Origin of the sequence: Segatella oris (assembly GCF_900637655.1) — a bacterium.
GTDB lineage: Bacteria > Bacteroidota > Bacteroidia > Bacteroidales > Bacteroidaceae > Prevotella > Prevotella oris.
Genome location: NZ_LR134384.1, coordinates 2674829 through 2692231 on the forward strand (window position 1 = coordinate 2674829; position 17403 = coordinate 2692231).

Sequence of the window (17403 nt, forward strand, 5' to 3'; positions counted from 1 at the left end):
TGAGTCATAACCTACAAACAAACCACATTCTATTTCAAATGTAGCGTATGTCCCATGCGGTCACGCTTTGTTTCAAGATATTTCTTGTCGTATTCGTTTGGTTTGATTTCTATCGGAACATTCTCCACAATCTCCAGACCATAAGCCTCTAAACCAACACGCTTGGTTGGATTATTTGTCATGAGTCTCATCTTATGAATACCGAGATGACGCAACATCTGCGCCCCGCATCCGTAGTCACGCTCATCTGGTTTGAAACCCAAATGTACATTGGCATCTACCGTGTCATAGCCCTGCTCCTGCAACTTATATGCGACCATCTTGTTCATCAAACCGATGCCACGCCCCTCTTGCTGCATATAGATGACGGCTCCTTTGCCTTCCTTCTCTATCATTTCCATTGATCGGTGCAACTGTTCCCCACAATCACAACGGAGACTTCCGAGAATATCTCCCGTAGCACATGATGAATGAACACGCACTAAAACAGACTCACCTTCATCCCAATGTCCTTTGATTATTGCCATATGTTCCTGTCCATTACTCGTCTGACGGAATGGAATCAGCCTAAAATGTCCGTAGATTGTAGGCAAATCTACCTCAACTCCGACCTCTATCGTCGTCTCCTTCTTCAAACGATAAGCTATCAAGTCCTTGATAGTAATTATCTTCATCCCCCACTCCTGCGCACGTTCCATCAGCTGAGGCATACGAGCCATCGTACCATCTTCATTCATGATTTCCATTAATGCACCGACAGGATAGAGTCCCGAAAGCTTACAAAGATCAACCGCAGCCTCGGTATGTCCACTTCTACGGAGCACGCCGTTGTCTTGAGCATACAAAGGATTGATATGTCCCGGACGGCCAAAAGTCTGTGGAACCGACTTTGGATCAGCCAAAGCCTTAATGGTTTCTGCACGATCATGAGCCGATACTCCTGTCGTACAACCATCGAGTTTGTCAACTGTTATCGTGAAAGGCGTGCCAAGCATAGATGTATTATCAGCCACTTGGTGTGGCAAATCCAATTCTTTTGCACGCGACAATGTAATCGGAGCACACAGCACACCGCGGGCATGCTTGAGCATGAAGTTCACAGCTTCAGCAGTAATTTTCTCTGCTGCAATAATCAAATCGCCTTCATTTTCACGGTCCTCATCGTCCACAACGATAACAAACTTTCCCTCCTTAAAATCCTTGAGGGCGTCTTCAATACTACTTAATCTGAATTCTCCCATATGTTTTCTTATTCTGATTTCTGGTTTTTCTACTTTTATAGTTACTATATATAATAAGGTGACAAAGGCATATTACTTCACCTCTACCCTTTCTATTCTGTTGATAATATTGCAGTTCGTCTGCCGGACTATTTTCAAATCGCGCAGCAGACGCATGCGGAAACGCCACATCCTACAATAGAAGAATATTCCTAACGGTACGATAACCGCTGAAAGAATATTGAGCCACTTTCGTTCAAAGGGGCGTGTATGAGCTTTCACTGAAAGCACAGGATACTTGTTCAGCTCGTTTAATATATAGGCATCACGCGTATTCGAAAGGTCTGCTATAATCAACTCCAACTCATCATTGATGCGTTCTATCTCATGGTCAGCCCGATATTTGAAGAACACCTTTATCGGATTAGGCATCTGTTTCAAATTATGCAGTGCTGAATAGTCCACGATATCCTTGTTGATAACACCCAACTTAGCCGCATCATTCACGTACTTCGGTTCATCAATAATGACCTCCTTACCGAAAATATGGCGTTTAATCCTCAGCCCTAACACCCTGCGCAACATCTCACGATACAGATCTATGTTGAACACAGCAGAGTCGTTAGAAGCCTTATACGTAACGAATATAGCCAAAGGTGTCAATATGGCCGGCGCAAGTCCTTTGCCAAACCACACTGTCCAAATACCACTTCGCGACATTCGATAACCTGAATTATCAAGAATATAATAGACGATAAAGACCAACACCGATATGATGACAGGTATTCCCAAGCCTCCTTTTCGGATAATAGCGCCCAAAGGCGCACCGATAAAGAAGAAAATCAAGCACGAAAGAGCTACCGTAAACTTGCTGATAGCCTCAATCTCATGCTGACGAATAATGCGGTCGCCGTCACTGGTAAACAAGCTTTTGAAATCCAAATCGCTGACAGCATTCTGCACTTTGCTCATTGCTTCGCTGACCACCTGCTGCTTCTGCTGCATAGACAATCGGTTGAAGACCGTGTCGATATTTATCCGTTGTCCGGCCTTTACTGCCAAGAGAGAGTCTCTTCGATTGATATGAGGCATATAATAGAGCCCTTGTCTAACATCTTCATAATAGCGCCTACCCACACTGTCATAACTCACCGTCAGCGAATCCATATCTCTGTATATCTGCGCAAGACTCTTGCCACGTGCATTGTTCGATAACGCTGAAGCATCGGTCATATTGAAGTCACCATTGAAATCAAGCACAATACGCTTCGACGTGAACGTTTCCCGTCTATAAGGAATAGCTGCACTGTTACCGAAAGCATCGGTCTGCATATTCTCAAACCATTCCCCGCTCCACAGACTCAACATCAAATGCTTCTTCTCTGCCGTTGACTGCAGCATGCCGGAGTCCGCAAGTATGATGGCCTGATCCTCATAACTACCCGTCATTCTGTAAATCATGATGCCATAAAGTTTACCAGTTTTGAGGTCCTTATGCTGCACATACAGGTTGCTGTTGGGTATACCATCATAGAAGATGCCCTCTGGTATCTCTAACTCCGGACTCTTCTGTTTCATCGACATCAGCAATTGAGCAATCTTGTTATTGGCTTCCGGCCCGATATTATTCTGAAAAACAAACGACACTCCACTGACAAACAACGTAATGACTATCAAAGAGCGAAAGGCCTGCATCAATGAAATTCCAGCCGCCTTGATAGCCGTAAGCTCGCTGCTTTCACCTAAGTTACCGAACGCAATCAGTGAAGAAAGCAATATGGCAAGCGGCAAAGCCTGGGGCACAAGCATCAATCCCATGTACCAAAAGAACTTTGCCATAATCTCCATTGAGAGTCCTTTGCCTATCAAGTCATCAATATATCGCCACAGGAATTGCATCATCAGCACAAACTGGCAGATGAAGAATGTACCCACGAAGAGCATGCCAAACTGTTTAGCAATGAATATATCTAATTTCTTGATCCTTATCATTTGATATCTTTTCATGCGTTTTCATACACACAATATATCTTTGCAAAAGTAGCATAAAATTATCAGATTACCTTTCTTTTTTTTATTTTTTATCAACTTTCAGCCTTATAAGGGAGCATTCACACCTATCCCGACAATTCACCAAGCAGACGGCTTCATATTGTCACTCTCCTAAAGAGAACACATTCTTCATATCCCATTCCGGCGCAACCTCACTGCTCACATTACAATTTATACGGCATTTTTTACCCGAAAATTTTGCAGTTTAAAAACTTTATACTACCTTTGCACCCGCATTCAACAAACAAAATGAATGTGATGGCGGGATAGCTCAGCTGGTTAGAGCGTCGGATTCATAATCCGGAGGTCGTGGGTTCGGGTCCCACCCCCGCTACAATTTCCACTCTGCAAACCATGGATTTGCAGAGTTTTTCATTTTTATAGGGAGCTGATAAGAAGCAAAAAGCAAATGAAAAACACGGTGCTTAGTTCCACATATCAAAGATTAATAAATTCTTTACATTTCCTTTCATGAGATTTGCAGAGTTTTCTAAAAAGCATAAATTAGGTTGAAAATACGCATTTTTGAGATATTTCATAAAACACTTATAATCAATCCATTACACAAAAGGATTGATTTCAGAAACTTTTTCTACATGGAAATGCGATGCCATTTGCGTCATTTTAGCAGCTTATTCAACTTGTTTTACGCGTCAATCTGATGCAAGTAGCAAAGCTTTATGACGCAAATCACAATGTAACAAGCTGCTCATCAGCACATCTAAAGCATAAAAGCGACTCACAAAACCATAAAACAAGGCTTCTTTTCTCCTATTTGGTGATGAAGAAAGGGGCGTGTTTTCTGCGAAGTTTCCTTACATTACAGCCCCTAAATACATAGAAAACCGCATGCAGAAAACCTGCACACGGTGATGTTGTTCTGCTTTAAATGCCTACCAAATGCCTACTGCAAGGGAACAACCTCAAGTTTTCGGGCATTTCCGGTGACAGGATCAAGCACGATTTTCGTAGTCATTTTCTTGCCGAAAAGCTCGCCACTGAGTGCTTCCGTGTGGCCAAACTGCGCGGCATAGAGTTCATTCTTGGCGAAAAGTCGTGTGCCGTCAAACAGTGAAAGCCTTATCTTTCCAGGCAAATTCACATAGATTCCGCTCACATCCTTACTCTTCTTTCCCTCATCGGGCAGGCTCAATGTGGGCAGACTGTGCAGGTCTTCCACGCTGATATAGAACGGACGTCCGCCCAAATCATCTACATCTACCAAGCCTAACTTCTTCGAAAAACGAAACAACAGCTGGCGGTTCACCTCCTTTTCGGGTATGAAAGTCAAGACCGTCTCGGTCGTATCCTTCTCTGTCGTGCCGATAAACGTCTGCATCAAAGCACGCTCCTGCTTATCCAAATTGGCCATCATGATACGCAGTTGCTCGCCGTCTTTCGGCATATTATCAGCCTCGCCACGTGTCAACTGGTTACGGCTGTCGCGGATTTCATAGATTTCAGAAGCTATGAGTTCAGCCATTTTAGGTTTTGAACCGGCAGCAAGAATGTCGGCATTCATGTAATCGTGTGCATTGAGGGGGGCAGGTTTAGGGGCAGAGACAAAGGGCTGTGCCGGTTGGGGCTTGCTTCCTTCGGTGTTAACTGCAAGAAGAACGCCGTTATCATCACGGTTCAAGCTGATGATACTGTGCTTTTTGTCAATCACAGCAACATGCCGTTGCGTTGTGTCGGGAATACCCACGGAGGTTACCTGCATGTTAATGATGCGATAAGAGGTAGAGGGTTCAGTCTCCACATCGTGCATTTTCAGATATTTTCCACTGTAGATAGCAAGCTCACCCGGTTTATAAACCGTTTTTTCAACGAGTATATGGAACTGTACTACCGTTTTTGGCAGATAGTAAGTGCTGCCTTCTACGAGTTGCTGTGCATGTGCAACAAACATCATACTCCCCAGCAAAAGGGTTGCGATTTTCCTCATATTTCTGATTGTTTTTTATTCTTTGATACGCGCAAATGCCTTGGGAAGATATTCGATAAGGTCGCTGGCAATGAGACTCTCCTGCCCTAAATCACGGACAGCCAAGTCGCCTGCCAACCCATGGAGATACATACCGATGAGCGAAGCATCTTCCTGACTGTAGCCTTGTGCCAACAGTCCGGCAATAATTCCCGTCAGCACATCACCACTTCCCGCCGTAGCCATGCCTGCATTCCCCGTCGGATTGAAATACACTTTACCGTCAGGTGTGCACAAAGCAGAATAGTGACCTTTGAGCAATATATAGCCATGCAGCCCTTCTGCCAATGCAATTGCCTTTGACAAACGGTCGTAACAACCATTCGACATAGTGCCTTCAAGACGGTCGAACTCGGCTACATGAGGGGTCATGACAATGCCTTCGGGCAATTGTTGCATCCATGCGCGGTGCACACCCAATATGTTTAGCGCATCAGCATCAAGCACCATAGGGCATTGTGTGCGCCTAATCTGTGCAATCAATGCTATCGCAGAAGTTTCATTCTGCCCCAGGCCAGGCCCCATGGCCACAGCCTCATAGTCCTCAGTATTCACTGGTTCCGAGAAAATTGTTTCTTCCTTGTCTATCTGCAACACTGCTTCGGGCACACTGGTTTGCAGGATATTGCAGTTGCGTTTAGGCGTATGAACGATGACTTTGCCCACTCCTGCACGCAGACAAGCTTTGGTTGCCAACACAGCAGCACCCGCCATGCCATATGAACCGGCTATCAGCAGTGCCGTTCCCATATTTCCTTTATGGGCAAAGGCATTGCGTTCGCGTAGCCTACTGCGTATATCGCTTTCTTCAAGAATGCTGTATGGCGTGTCTGTTGCAGCGATAAAATCGGGAGAAAGCCGTATGTCGAGCACACGAACTTCACCTAAATACTGCTGACAATCAGCCATCAACATACTCAATTTCAACTGTTGTATGGTCAAGGTGAGGTCGGCCCGCACGATATTCTGGCGGATATTGTAGGTATTATCCTCGGTCATAAGTCCCGAAGGCAGGTCTATACTGACCACTTTACACTTACATTGATTGATATATCTGACCAAAGAAGCGAACCCACCCGCTATAGGTTTGTTGAGACCGCTACCGAAAAGGCCGTCAACAACCACTGTATCAGCATCCAAACGAGGCGGTTCGAAATCGACGATAACCTCATTAAAGGCCTTGATTCGCTTGCTGTCGAGCAGTCGCTGCTTGTTTTTTGCACAATCATCCGACAGATGATTGTGAATATTGAAAAGGAAAACGCTGACTACATAGCCTTCCTCGGCCAACAATCGAGCCACAGCCAGAGCATCACCTCCATTGTTTCCCGGGCCGACGAAAACCACAAAAGGTGCTTCTTTGGGCCATCTCTGCATGATTGTAAGCGCAATAGCCTTGGCTGCACGCTCCATTAAATCAAGCGAAGTAATGGGTTCGTGCTCTACAGTGTATCTGTCAAGCTCATGAATTTGAGTGCTATTGAATATCTTCATGTATCTATGTATAGTGATGCAAAAATACAAAATTAATGCTAATCGGTAGAGGATGTTTCCCATATTTTTAGTAATTTTGCTACAAATTATTTTAATTCGCACTTATGAGTATTGTTAAAATCAAGGATTTAACGTTCAAGACGTTTATTCCGGAGAGTGAAATCCAGCAGCGTGTAAAGGCTGTTGCCGAGAAAATCAACAAGGACTTAGACGGCAAGAACCCTCTTCTGCTGGCCGTATTGAATGGTTCTTTTGTCTTTGCGGCCGACTTAATCCGCAACATTACCATTCCATGTGAAATCTCATTTGTGAAGCTTGCATCTTATCAAGGCACCACATCGACAGGCAAGATCAAGGAAGTCATCGGACTTAATGAAGATCTTACAGGCCGTACCGTCGTCATTGTAGAAGACATTGTCGATACAGGTTTCACCATGAAACGCATGATAGAGACTCTCGGCACACGTCATCCGGAGTCTATTCACATTTGCTCTTTGCTCGTTAAGCCTGATAAACTTCAAGTGCCATTAGATATAGAATACGCTGCAATAGAAATTCCCAATGATTTCATTGTGGGTTATGGACTCGACTATGACCAGCAAGGTCGTCAGCTCAGAGATATCTACACTATTGTAGACAAATAAGTAAAGATTGAACAATTTATCGTTATATACATCAAGAAAGAATGAAGAATATTGTAATTTTCGGTGCTCCTGGTGCAGGAAAAGGCACTCAAAGCGACAAGATGATAGGGAAGTATGGCTTCGGACATATCTCTACTGGCGACGTATTACGTAATGAAATCAAGAATGGAACAGCGCTTGGCAAGACCGCCAAAAGCTATATTGACAATGGTCAGTTGATACCCGATGCACTGATGGTTGATATTCTTGCAAGTGTCTATGACAGCTTCGGTAAAGAGCATAAAGGTGTTATCTTCGACGGTTTTCCACGCACTACACCACAAGCAGAAGCGCTGAAGAAGATGCTCAATGAGCGTGGCCACAAGATTGCAGCAATGATTGAACTGTCTGTTCCAGAGGAAGAACTCATGGCACGCCTTATCAATCGTGGCAAAGAGAGTGGCAGAAGCGATGACAACGAAGATACTATCAAGAAACGTCTCAATGTCTATCACACACAAACTGCACCGCTTATTGATTGGTATAAAAAAGAGGGTGTTCACCATCATGTAGAAGGTTTAGGCACCGTTGACGACATATTCGCCCGCATCAGCAATGTCATTGACGAGCTGTAACCTTTGAACATTGAAGTTTGAGGTTTGAACTTTATGATTGGTTTCCTATCTAAAGGGCAAGCTTCAAACTTTTCTCTTGAGAGTTCAGGCTTCAAAACCAGGCCCCAAAGATTAGTAATTGTTTTACATTAGCACATTAACGGCTTTCATTTATGTTAGAAAGGAAAACGGTTGAAAACGACATTTATCTGTTAACAAAACTATCTTTCAAGAAGCATCGAAGTTCAAACATCAACATTTAGAGCACGCAAAGGCAAATCTTTTCGGTGCAAAGAGCATGCTAAAAGATTGCAATTCATAAAGTTCAAAGTTCAATTTTCAAACATCAAAGATAAGAGATGGACTCCAATTTCGTTGACTACGTAAAGATTTATTGCCGCTCGGGAAAGGGCGGAAGAGGCTCCATGCACCTGCGTCATGTAAAGTATCAACCCAACGGAGGCCCCGATGGAGGCGACGGAGGAAATGGAGGAAGCATTTATCTCAGGGGAAATCACAACTTCTGGACACTGCTTCACTTGAAATATCAGCGTCATATCTATGCAGAACATGGCGGTAACGGTGGGCGTGACAAATGTCACGGCACCAACGGAAAAGACACATATATCGACGTGCCTTGTGGCACTGTGGTCTATAATGCAGAGACAGGTAAGTATGTATGTGACGTCACTTATGACGGCCAGGAAGTGCTCTTGCTGAAAGGAGGACGCGGAGGTTTGGGCAATTTTCAATTTCGTTCGGCCACCAATCAGGCTCCCCGCTATGCTCAACCCGGTGAGCCTATGGAGGAAATGACCATTATCATGGAGTTGAAACTCCTTGCCGATGTCGGACTTGTGGGCTTTCCAAACGCAGGGAAATCAACGTTGTTGTCGGCTCTTTCGAGTGCCCGACCAAAGATTGCCAACTATCCTTTCACCACGCTTGAACCTTCGTTGGGCATTGTGGGCTATCGCGACAGCAAGTCATTCGTCATGGCCGACATTCCAGGTATCATCGAAGGAGCCAGTGAAGGCAAGGGACTTGGTCTGCGTTTCCTGCGACATATCGAACGCAACTCCTTGTTATTGTTCATGGTTCCAGGCGACACAGACGACATCAAGAAAGAATATGAGGTGCTGCTCAACGAACTTCGCCAGTTCAACCCCGAGATGTTAGACAAGCATCGCGTGCTGGCCGTGACTAAAAGTGACTTGCTCGATGACGAATTAATCGACATGTTGAAAGACACTTTGCCACAAGATTTACCCGTCGTTTTCATTTCCTCGGTTACGGGCTTGGGCCTCAACGAACTCAAAGATGTGCTTTGGAAAGAGCTTAACAGCGAGAGCAACAAGCTTCAGGAGATTATGGCTGAGGATACACTCGTACACCGTGACAAGGACATGAGCATCTTTGCAGACGAAATCAAGGCTGAAGGTGCCGATGAAGATGACATCGAATTCATTGATGAGGACGATGTAGAAGACTTGGAAGACTTTGAATACGACGACGAAACTGAATAATGATCAGGCCCAAATTAAACGAATATAGTATCGCAAAAGGTGTCCGTGCTTTCAGCTCTACCCGTCAGGGAGGCGTCAGCAAGGGTGTCTTTGGCGCATTCAATATCAACGAATTCTGTGGCGACAACCCTGATGATATTGCGCGTAACCGCCTGCTTTTAGCCACGGAATTGGGCATTACACCTGATCATATCATTATGCCTCACCAAGTGCATGAGGCAAAAGGCATAGTCATCGACAACACATGGCGGCATCTTACCGCAGAAGAACGCCGACAAAAAACAGAAGGCTACGATGCCATCATGACCCAAGAGCGCAGTCTCTGCATCGGAGTGTCAACGGCAGACTGCATTCCTGTGCTCCTCTACGATGCCAAACACGATGCCATTGCTGCGGTTCATGCCGGTTGGCGAGGCACGGTAAAACGCATCGTTGAGCACACCATCCAACACATGCAACAGGTTTTTGCCACACAACCTGCCGACCTTCATGCCGTCATCGGTCCCGGCATATCATGCAATGCCTTTGAAGTGGGCGATGAAGTCTATGAGACTTTCCGTGCTGCAGGCTTCGACATGAGTGCCATTTCCTGTTATAAAGACAAGTGGCATATTGATTTAAAGGCTTGTAACCGCCTGCAACTGCTGCATGCCGGACTGCAAGACGAGAACATTCAGACAACAAATGTGTGCACTTATACACGTTTTGAAGACTATTTTTCTGCCCGCCGACTCGGACTCAACTCTGGCAGAATATTTACAGGTATCATGCTGCAGGCATAACATGTCGACCGCAAGTGCAGCGAAATTAAATTGAAAGATATTACTAACCCATAACATATAATGATGAAAACAAGACTGACAAATATTGCTTCGACAATTCTTTTGGCCCTTGTCACATCGGCCTATACACCGGCGAAAGATACATTTACGCCTGCCGAACAGCAGCAAATCAGCATTCCTACGCCAGGACTCTTCACCCATTCTAACACAATCAGCATTGATCTCAGCACCTTGAAAGCCGACGATTACGCTTTTCCTCTGCCCGTTGGAAAGTCTGAAGTCATCGACAATCGACAGGCTTTGGAAATCAAGACTAAGGAAGGTGATGCCGTAAAAGCCATGTTTGCCGGCACTGTTCGCCTCTCGCGTAATATCAACGGCTATGGAAATGTCATCGTCATACGCCACAACAATGGCCTCGAAACCGTCTATGGAAACAACGCCCAGAACCTCGTGAAGGTGGGACAAAAGGTCAATGCCGGGCAATCTATAGCCATTGTGGGCAGTGAAGGAGGGAAAACCTACTGTAAATTTGCCATTATGGTGAATGGCGGACGCATCACTCCGGAGATCATTATCAAACTGCAAAGCCACAAACTCCGCAAGAAAACTTTGCTGTGTACAAAGAACGGACGCTTTGTCGACGTAGCCGTGAAGGGCGCCAATGATGCCAACGGGAGCAAGAAGAAAGGCAAAAACGAAGATATAGACCCTGAAAATCCATTTGAAGATGCTAACACTTTCAAACTCAATCTCTCCAATATTGAGAAGGAACGCTGGGCATATCCGCTGCCGGGAAGTCATGTCATCAGCCCCTTTGGAGGCCCACGTCGTCACTCGGGTGTAGACATTAAGACCAAGCCCAACGACCGAATAGTCGCAGCATTTGACGGCGTTGTCGTCAAAAGTTGCCCCTTTGCAGGCTATGGGAACTGCATACGCATCAAGCATCGCTATGGCTTTGAGACTCTCTACAGCCACCAATCGAAGAACTTTGTCAAGGTGGGTGATAAGGTGAAAGCAGGGCAAGTGATTGGCTTGACAGGCCGAACGGGACGCGCAACTACCGAGCATCTGCACTTCGAAGTATTCTTCCAAGGACGCCAACTCAATCCCGCCGTGCTCTTTGACCACACCAACAAGTCACTTCAACAAGTGACTTTGACACTCGCGAAGAATGGCGCTGTCAAGTCAGAACGCAACTATTACGCCAACAAATAAGCTATTTAACGATATCGTCTATAAGGACTTTCGCGAACAAAAGCATCATACCTATTTATATAATAAGAGGCTCTGCAAGACAGAGCCTTTTTCTTTTCTCTCTTCTTGAAGATGAAAACACATGAAATCAGAGTAGATTTATACCTCCATTGAGAAGCAGACACAACCTCATAAATACTTTCTGACAAAACGAAACCTTTGTTTTCATCAACCGAATTCAGCAGTGATATCACGTATTTTCCTTTTCCATAAACCATGAAGCCTGTCAGATTTCACGCCATTTAGCCAACAAGCGAATGATGTGTTAAATCTCATCAAGGAAGTTTACAAATCACTTTGCAAGGATAGTGAATTTGAAATGAAAGTCTTCCTCTTTCCAAATATACGCTGTTTTCTGGCACTTTATAATATATTGACTATCAAGATGTTATAAAACTACAGCCAAATCATGAAACAAAATTACGCTGAGAAACCCTGTAATTTGCATTGAATCACACCACAACTTGCATCAGATGATCATGCATTCTGACTCAAACAGCCATGCAATCTGCGTCAAATTACACCGCTGCATAAATGGAATTGCATCCGGAAAACCTTGAAATTAAAAAATAATGTCCGTTTTCTTGCTTTTCTTTTTCTATTTGGTGATGCTCCGAAGTGTTAAAAACGGATAGAAATCTTTACAGAAAAAGCAGACGCTTCTGTGCATGAAAACCCCACAGAAAGACTTGTCTTATCTCTTCTGCGACTTTCTGTTGGCGCGCTGTTCCCGATACTTTGCCTTCTGACGGGCACTTCCCGAACCATGCGCTCCCGTCACATACTTTTTCTTTTTGGCTTTGGTTTTCACCTTATCATCCGTTTTCTTAGGGCCCGAAGAGCCTTTGAAACTGATGCCATTCTCTAATATACTCTGAAAATCATCCGTCATCTTAATGCTTTGAATATTGAAGTTTGAAGATTAATGACTTTGAAGTTTGAACATTGAAACTTGAACTTCATGATATGTTTTGGATATGCAGAAGCTATCATAAAGTTCAATGTTCAAACTCCAAAGCTTAAAATAAACAATTAATGGTGGAATAATCTCACCCCCGTAAAGGCCATTGTAATGCCGTATTTGTCGCAGGTTTCAATGACATTATCGTCACGAATGGAGCCACCGGCTTGTGCAATATACTGCACACCGCTCTTATGTGCACGCTCAATGTTGTCGCCAAAGGGGAAGAAAGCATCGCTTCCAAGCGCTACATTCGTGTTTTTGGCAATCCATTCTTTCTTTTCTTCCATCGTCAGTACTGCTGGTTTCTCTGCAAAGAACTGCTGCCAGACACCGTCACGCAACACGTCATCATGGTCTTCACTGATATAAACATCAATCGTATTATCACGGTCGGCACGATGTATTCCAGGCTTGAAAGGCAGGTTCATCACCTTCGGACACTGCCTCAACCACCATGTATCAGCCTTGTTCCCGGCTAAACGCGTGCAGTGAATACGGCTCTGTTGGCCTGCACCTATACCGATTGCTTGTCCGTCTTTGACGTAACAAACAGAGTTGCTCTGGGTATATTTCAACGTGATGAGGGCGATAATCAGGTCGCGTTTAGCCTCATCGGTGAATGTTTTACTTTGTGTTGGAATGTTCTCAAACAGCGAAGGGTCATCAAGTTTCACCTCATTGCGTCCCTGTTCGAAAGTCACACCAAACACCTGTTTGCGTTCAATCGGCGCAGGAATATAGTCGGGATCAATCTTAATGACATTGTAGGTACCCTTTCGTTTGTCTTTCAAAATCTCGATAGCTTCGGGTGTAAAGCCCGGCGCAATAACTCCATCGCTGACCTCTCTCTTTAATAATGTGGCTGTTGCAGCATCACAAACGTCACTCAAAGCAACGAAATCACCATACGAACACATGCGATCGGCACCGCGGGCACGGGCATATGCGCATGCAAGTGGAGAAAGAGGAAGCTTCACATCATCGACAAAATAGATTTTCTTCAGCGTGTCACTGAGTGGCAATCCGATAGCAGCACCGGCCGGAGAAACATGTTTGAAACTTGCTGCAGCAGGCATCCCGGTAGCGGCTTTCAGTTCTTTCACGAGTTGCCAGCTGTTGAGTGCATCAAGAAGATTGATGTAACCGGGGCGTCCGTTGACTACTTCGATGGGTAAATTGCCGTCTTCCATGTAAATTCTGGAAGGCTTCTGGTTGGGGTTGCAACCATACTTTAAAGCTAATTCTTTCATTTTGAGAGTAAATTAAACTAATTGCAAAGATAATAAAAAAATAATGATTACCTTTGCAGCACAAGTATTTTATTTCCAGGTATGTTATGAAACGGAAAATGATTTCTTTGCAGAAAGAGGCTGGCTCAAAGCTTATTGAGAAAGCAAGGACAGGAAATGACTTTGAAAAAATATCCAAATTCTTTTCTCACTACCACGTCAATCTTGCCCCATCCTCGTTGAGAAAGCTTTGGAACTACCTCTTGGAAGTCGAAAAACCATCAAGACAAACGCTCGACCGACTGTCTCTTTTCGCCGGATTTCAAGATTGGGAAAGTCTGAAAGCAACGTTTATGGATGAGGGGAAAAAGGAAGATGAAAAGCTTTGAACATTGAAGTTTGAACATTGATTTTTATGAATGGACAATTCACTCAACAGTTCATAGTAACTCATAAAATTCATGTTATGATATAAATGCTTCTAAAGCGTACTAAAGAAAAAGAGGTTATGCACCGTAAGGAGCATAACCTCTTTTATTTCTTTGCGAAGAAACAGCAGATTACTGAGCTGTTGTCGTGTTGGTTCTCTTCTCTGCAATACGGGCTTTCTTACCTGTAAGACCACGGAGATAGTACAACTTAGCACGACGAACCTTACCACGCTTGTTCACTTCGATAGAGTTGATGTTCGGTGATTCGATAGGGAAGATACGCTCTACACCTATAGTACCTGACATCTTGCGAACCGTAAAGCGTTTCTTGTCACCATGACCAGAGATCTTGATTACTACACCACGATAGAGCTGAACACGCTCTTTGGTACCCTCGACAATCTTGTAACCCACTGTAATAGTGTCGCCGGGACCGAATGAAGGGAACTGCTTACCGGTTGCAAATGCTTCTTCAGCAACTTTAATTAAATCCATTTTTTGTTTGAAATTAAATTTTGTTTGCGCCCAACGCAACATGGCAAAGCAACTCTTCTGCTGCCAGCGGTTACGCCGAAAAGCGGTGCAAAGTTACAAAAAAAACAGTAATTGCAACACTTGCAGCATCGGTTTTCTCTTGTTTTTAACACTATTTCTTCTTTTTTCCACTCAAAATAACTACCTTTGTAACAACTAATTACAAATGTATGTACAAGAAATCAGTCGTTTTATTAATGGCTCCGGCTTTATTTGCATTGGCTTCTTGCAAGCCACATTATGAGCTTACAGCCGTCAGTTACAGTCGTATTCTTATCAATAATAAGTACGATGCTCATCCAAACCATGATGCACAAGCGTTCCTTGCGCCTTATAAACACCAGGTAGACAGCATCATGAGTCCCGTAGTTGGTGAGGTTACAGAGTATATGGCAGCCCGAAAACCCGAGAGTAAACTGTCTAATCTGCTTGCCGATATCCTGCAATGGGGTGGCAAAAGCTATCATGAGAAGGTGGATTTTGCCGTTTATAACATGGGCGGAATACGTGCTGCATTTGCCAAAGGTAAGGTTACTTACGGTGATGTTGTAGATGTTGCACCATTCGAAAATAAGATTTGTTTCCTCACACTGACAGGCGAAAAGGTTCGTGAACTCTTTGCACAGATTGCTGCAACAGGCGGTGAAGCCGTCAGTCATGGCGTCAATTTAGTGATCAGCAAAGACCATAAACTCATGGATTGCAAGCTCAACGGCATGCCCATTGACGACAACAAATCCTATCGTGTGGCTACACTTGACTATTTAGCACAAGGCAATGACAAGCTCGAGGCATTCAAGTCGGGCACCGATGTAGTGTCTCCACAGACGCAGGAAAACAATGTTCGCTTCATCATTATGAACTATTTCCGCGAACAGAAGGCTCAGAATAAGCCCGTAAGTCGCGAGATAGAAGGTCGCATCGTAGTGAAATAACCATTTATCAAAACACAGACTATGAAAAGATTTCAATATACAAAAAGGCTGAGAACGCTCAAATTAGCCGTTTGTTGCCTGCTGCTTGCGTGCGCATCTACAACAGCCTATGCCCAGAAACAACTCACAATACTCCACACCAGCGATACCCATAGCTGCATACTTCCATTGAATGAGAACCTTGCCGACACGCTCTTTGCCGGTCGTGCAGGCTTCATTCGCCGCATATCTATGCTTGAAGAGGAGCGCAAAAAGGAGCCGGAGCTGTTGCTTTTCGATAGCGGTGACTTCTCACAAGGCTCACCTTATTATACATTATTTAAGGGGGACGTCGAAATCGGACTGATGAATAGGATGCATTATGATGCAGGAACCATTGGAAACCACGAGTTCGACTACGGTCTCGACAATATGGTTCGCCTCTTCAAGAAGGCAAACTTCCCTATCATCTGTTCCAACTACGACTTCCGAGGCACTGCACTTGAAGGACTTGTCAAGCCATATATCGTGCTGAAACGCAAGGGAATAAAAATCGGAGTCTTTGCCCTTGACCCGCAATTGGAAGGCCTTGTGGCTACCAAGAACTATGGAACTATCAAATACCTCAATCCCGTGAGCGTGGCTAACGACATGGTTAAACTGCTTCGTGGTAAGGAGAAGTGCGATCTTGTCATTTGCATTTCTCACCTTGGATGGGAAGAAAAGGGCATGGGTGACCAGATGGTAATTGCCAATTCAAGAGGAATTGACATCGTTCTCGGTGGTCATTCACACACTTTCTTCAAGGAATTACACTATGTGAAAGACTTAGACGGACACGAAGTTCCCGTAGATCACGAGGGCAAGAATGCCATTTACGTGGGTAAACTCAAACTCGATCTTACTCGAAGTAGAAAGTAAGAACAATCATTTTAGAATGCGTTTCACTCACAGAACGGGCGTATGGAAGCATAGCTTTATCTTCCATACGCTCGATATGCTTTGTATCAAGACTGTTTAGAAGGCTATACATAAACTTCAACTCTGGTCTTATCTTGAAAAACGGCAGGTAGAAATCACAACCAAGTCCTACTTCTGCAAACGCATCATAACGTTTCAGTTTCACAAAATCATTGCTTTTTCCACTAAGATTAATGGCTGGAGTCAGTCCCGCCATGATGTAAGGACGGTGGTTGTTGAAGCGAGGTGCTGCAAAAATCAAATCAATTGGTGTCGCAATATATACCGACTTCAAGTTCTGCCGCTGCTCCATCAGACTGCCATTTGGCCCCACCACACTATGGTTCAGCAACACAATATGGCGTGAACCGAAATACATGGTCGGTGCAACACGCAGTTGAAAATGCTCCGAAAGACGCATCTCACCGAGCACCCCCACGTTGAACCCCATGTCCCAACGGTCTTGGTCAGTGGTTATGGTCTGCTTGCTTGATGTGCCGTCTTCGGCCACAACCGTCTGCTCTCCCCGATTAACAAACTCCAGATCCTGGGCATGTGTGCCCACAGAAATACCGAAATGAAAGGGCCGTAAGTCTGTATACGGGCGGTTCTGCACCGTCCGTTGCTGTGCTGTGGCAGCCAAGTTAAAGGCCAACATCACGAGGAATATACTCCGTCTTTTTATCTTCATGCTATTCGATAAACGCTCCATGAGGCACTATATTGCATGACATTGAACAAGAAAAAGCATAAAAGAACGAAAAAAATCATACCTAAAAGTAGGTATTCTCAAATATAATATATATCTTTGCAACG

Annotated in this window: 16 protein-coding genes and 1 tRNA gene; 9 read left to right on the forward strand and 8 right to left on the reverse strand. The window is 44.4% G+C overall.

Annotated features, from left to right (window positions below; all coding sequences use genetic code 11):
* Window positions 1–29 precede the first annotated feature (29 nt).
* Together EL210_RS11245 and EL210_RS11250 are read right to left on the reverse strand one after the other, a co-directional pair.
* Window positions 30–1241 (reverse strand): bifunctional 3,4-dihydroxy-2-butanone-4-phosphate synthase/GTP cyclohydrolase II, encoded by a 1212-nt coding sequence (locus EL210_RS11245; RefSeq protein ID WP_004371578.1) that lies wholly within the window; start codon window positions 1239–1241, stop codon window positions 30–32.
* Window positions 1242–1313: 72 nt separating this feature from the next.
* Window positions 1314–3212 (reverse strand): LptF/LptG family permease, encoded by a 1899-nt coding sequence (locus EL210_RS11250; RefSeq protein WP_026285888.1) that lies wholly within the window; start codon window positions 3210–3212, stop codon window positions 1314–1316.
* 320 nt (window positions 3213–3532) lie between these two features.
* Here EL210_RS11250 and EL210_RS11255 point away from each other — a divergent pair.
* Window positions 3533–3606 (forward strand) — tRNA-Met (locus EL210_RS11255).
* A 570-nt stretch (window positions 3607–4176) separates the two neighbouring features.
* Here EL210_RS11255 and EL210_RS11260 read toward each other — a convergent pair.
* Window positions 4177–5217, reverse strand: coding sequence for a DUF4831 family protein (locus EL210_RS11260; protein ID WP_025879742.1), 1041 nt, complete (start codon window positions 5215–5217; stop codon window positions 4177–4179).
* A 15-nt stretch (window positions 5218–5232) separates the two neighbouring features.
* On the reverse strand, window positions 5233–6750 hold the full coding sequence (locus tag EL210_RS11265; RefSeq protein WP_018919652.1) for a bifunctional ADP-dependent NAD(P)H-hydrate dehydratase/NAD(P)H-hydrate epimerase: 1518 nt from the start codon (window positions 6748–6750) through the stop codon (window positions 5233–5235).
* Between the two features lie 104 nt (window positions 6751–6854).
* On the opposite strand from EL210_RS11265, the gene hpt reads away from it, so the two are divergent.
* The 5 genes from hpt to EL210_RS11290 all read left to right on the forward strand — a co-directional run bounded on the left by hpt (window position 6855) and on the right by EL210_RS11290 (window position 11516).
* A complete protein-coding gene (gene hpt, locus EL210_RS11270; RefSeq protein ID WP_004371585.1) occupies window positions 6855–7394 on the forward strand; it encodes a hypoxanthine phosphoribosyltransferase in 540 nt (179 codons plus the stop codon).
* A 41-nt stretch (window positions 7395–7435) separates the two neighbouring features.
* A complete protein-coding gene (locus tag EL210_RS11275; RefSeq protein WP_004371587.1) occupies window positions 7436–8008 on the forward strand; it encodes an adenylate kinase in 573 nt (190 codons plus the stop codon).
* Between the two features lie 338 nt (window positions 8009–8346).
* Complete coding sequence (gene obgE / locus EL210_RS11280; RefSeq protein ID WP_004377070.1) at window positions 8347–9513, forward strand: GTPase ObgE; 1167 nt, start codon at window positions 8347–8349, stop codon at window positions 9511–9513.
* On the forward strand, window positions 9513–10295 hold the full coding sequence (gene pgeF, locus EL210_RS11285) for a peptidoglycan editing factor PgeF (RefSeq protein WP_018919653.1): 783 nt from the start codon (window positions 9513–9515) through the stop codon (window positions 10293–10295). Before obgE ends, pgeF begins: the two co-directional genes overlap by 1 nt.
* 60 nt (window positions 10296–10355) lie before the next feature.
* Window positions 10356–11516, forward strand: a complete 1161-nt coding sequence (locus EL210_RS11290) for a M23 family metallopeptidase (protein WP_018919654.1) — start codon at window positions 10356–10358, stop codon at window positions 11514–11516.
* Between the two features lie 733 nt (window positions 11517–12249).
* Here the strand turns inward: EL210_RS11290 and EL210_RS11300 are convergent.
* Together EL210_RS11300 and EL210_RS11305 are read right to left on the reverse strand one after the other, a co-directional pair.
* A complete protein-coding gene (locus EL210_RS11300) occupies window positions 12250–12447 on the reverse strand; it encodes a hypothetical protein (protein ID WP_004371596.1) in 198 nt (65 codons plus the stop codon).
* A 140-nt stretch (window positions 12448–12587) separates the two neighbouring features.
* On the reverse strand, window positions 12588–13769 hold the full coding sequence (locus EL210_RS11305) for a phosphoribosylaminoimidazolecarboxamide formyltransferase (RefSeq protein ID WP_018919656.1): 1182 nt from the start codon (window positions 13767–13769) through the stop codon (window positions 12588–12590).
* Between the two features lie 86 nt (window positions 13770–13855).
* On the opposite strand from EL210_RS11305, the gene EL210_RS11310 reads away from it, so the two are divergent.
* Window positions 13856–14137: a hypothetical protein gene (locus EL210_RS11310; protein WP_004371598.1), complete on the forward strand. Its 282-nt coding sequence runs from the start codon at window positions 13856–13858 to the stop codon at window positions 14135–14137.
* A 171-nt stretch (window positions 14138–14308) separates the two neighbouring features.
* Here the strand turns inward: EL210_RS11310 and rplS are convergent, their stop codons facing one another.
* Window positions 14309–14674, reverse strand: a complete 366-nt coding sequence (rplS, locus tag EL210_RS11315; protein ID WP_004377058.1) for a 50S ribosomal protein L19 — start codon at window positions 14672–14674, stop codon at window positions 14309–14311.
* 209 nt (window positions 14675–14883) lie between these two features.
* Between rplS and EL210_RS11320 the strand changes: the two genes are divergently transcribed.
* Together EL210_RS11320 and EL210_RS11325 are read left to right on the forward strand one after the other, a co-directional pair.
* On the forward strand, window positions 14884–15648 hold the full coding sequence (locus tag EL210_RS11320) for a 5'-nucleotidase C-terminal domain-containing protein (protein ID WP_018919657.1): 765 nt from the start codon (window positions 14884–14886) through the stop codon (window positions 15646–15648).
* A 21-nt stretch (window positions 15649–15669) separates the two neighbouring features.
* Entirely contained in the window at window positions 15670–16548 is an 879-nt protein-coding gene (locus EL210_RS11325) for a bifunctional metallophosphatase/5'-nucleotidase (protein ID WP_004371602.1), read from the forward strand.
* On the opposite strand, the gene porT is transcribed toward EL210_RS11325, so the two are convergent.
* Window positions 16529–17278: a type IX secretion/gliding motility protein PorT/SprT gene (gene porT / locus EL210_RS11330; RefSeq protein ID WP_026285889.1), complete on the reverse strand. Its 750-nt coding sequence runs from the start codon at window positions 17276–17278 to the stop codon at window positions 16529–16531. The genes EL210_RS11325 and porT overlap by 20 nt on opposite strands.
* Between the last annotated feature and the right edge of the window lie 125 nt (window positions 17279–17403).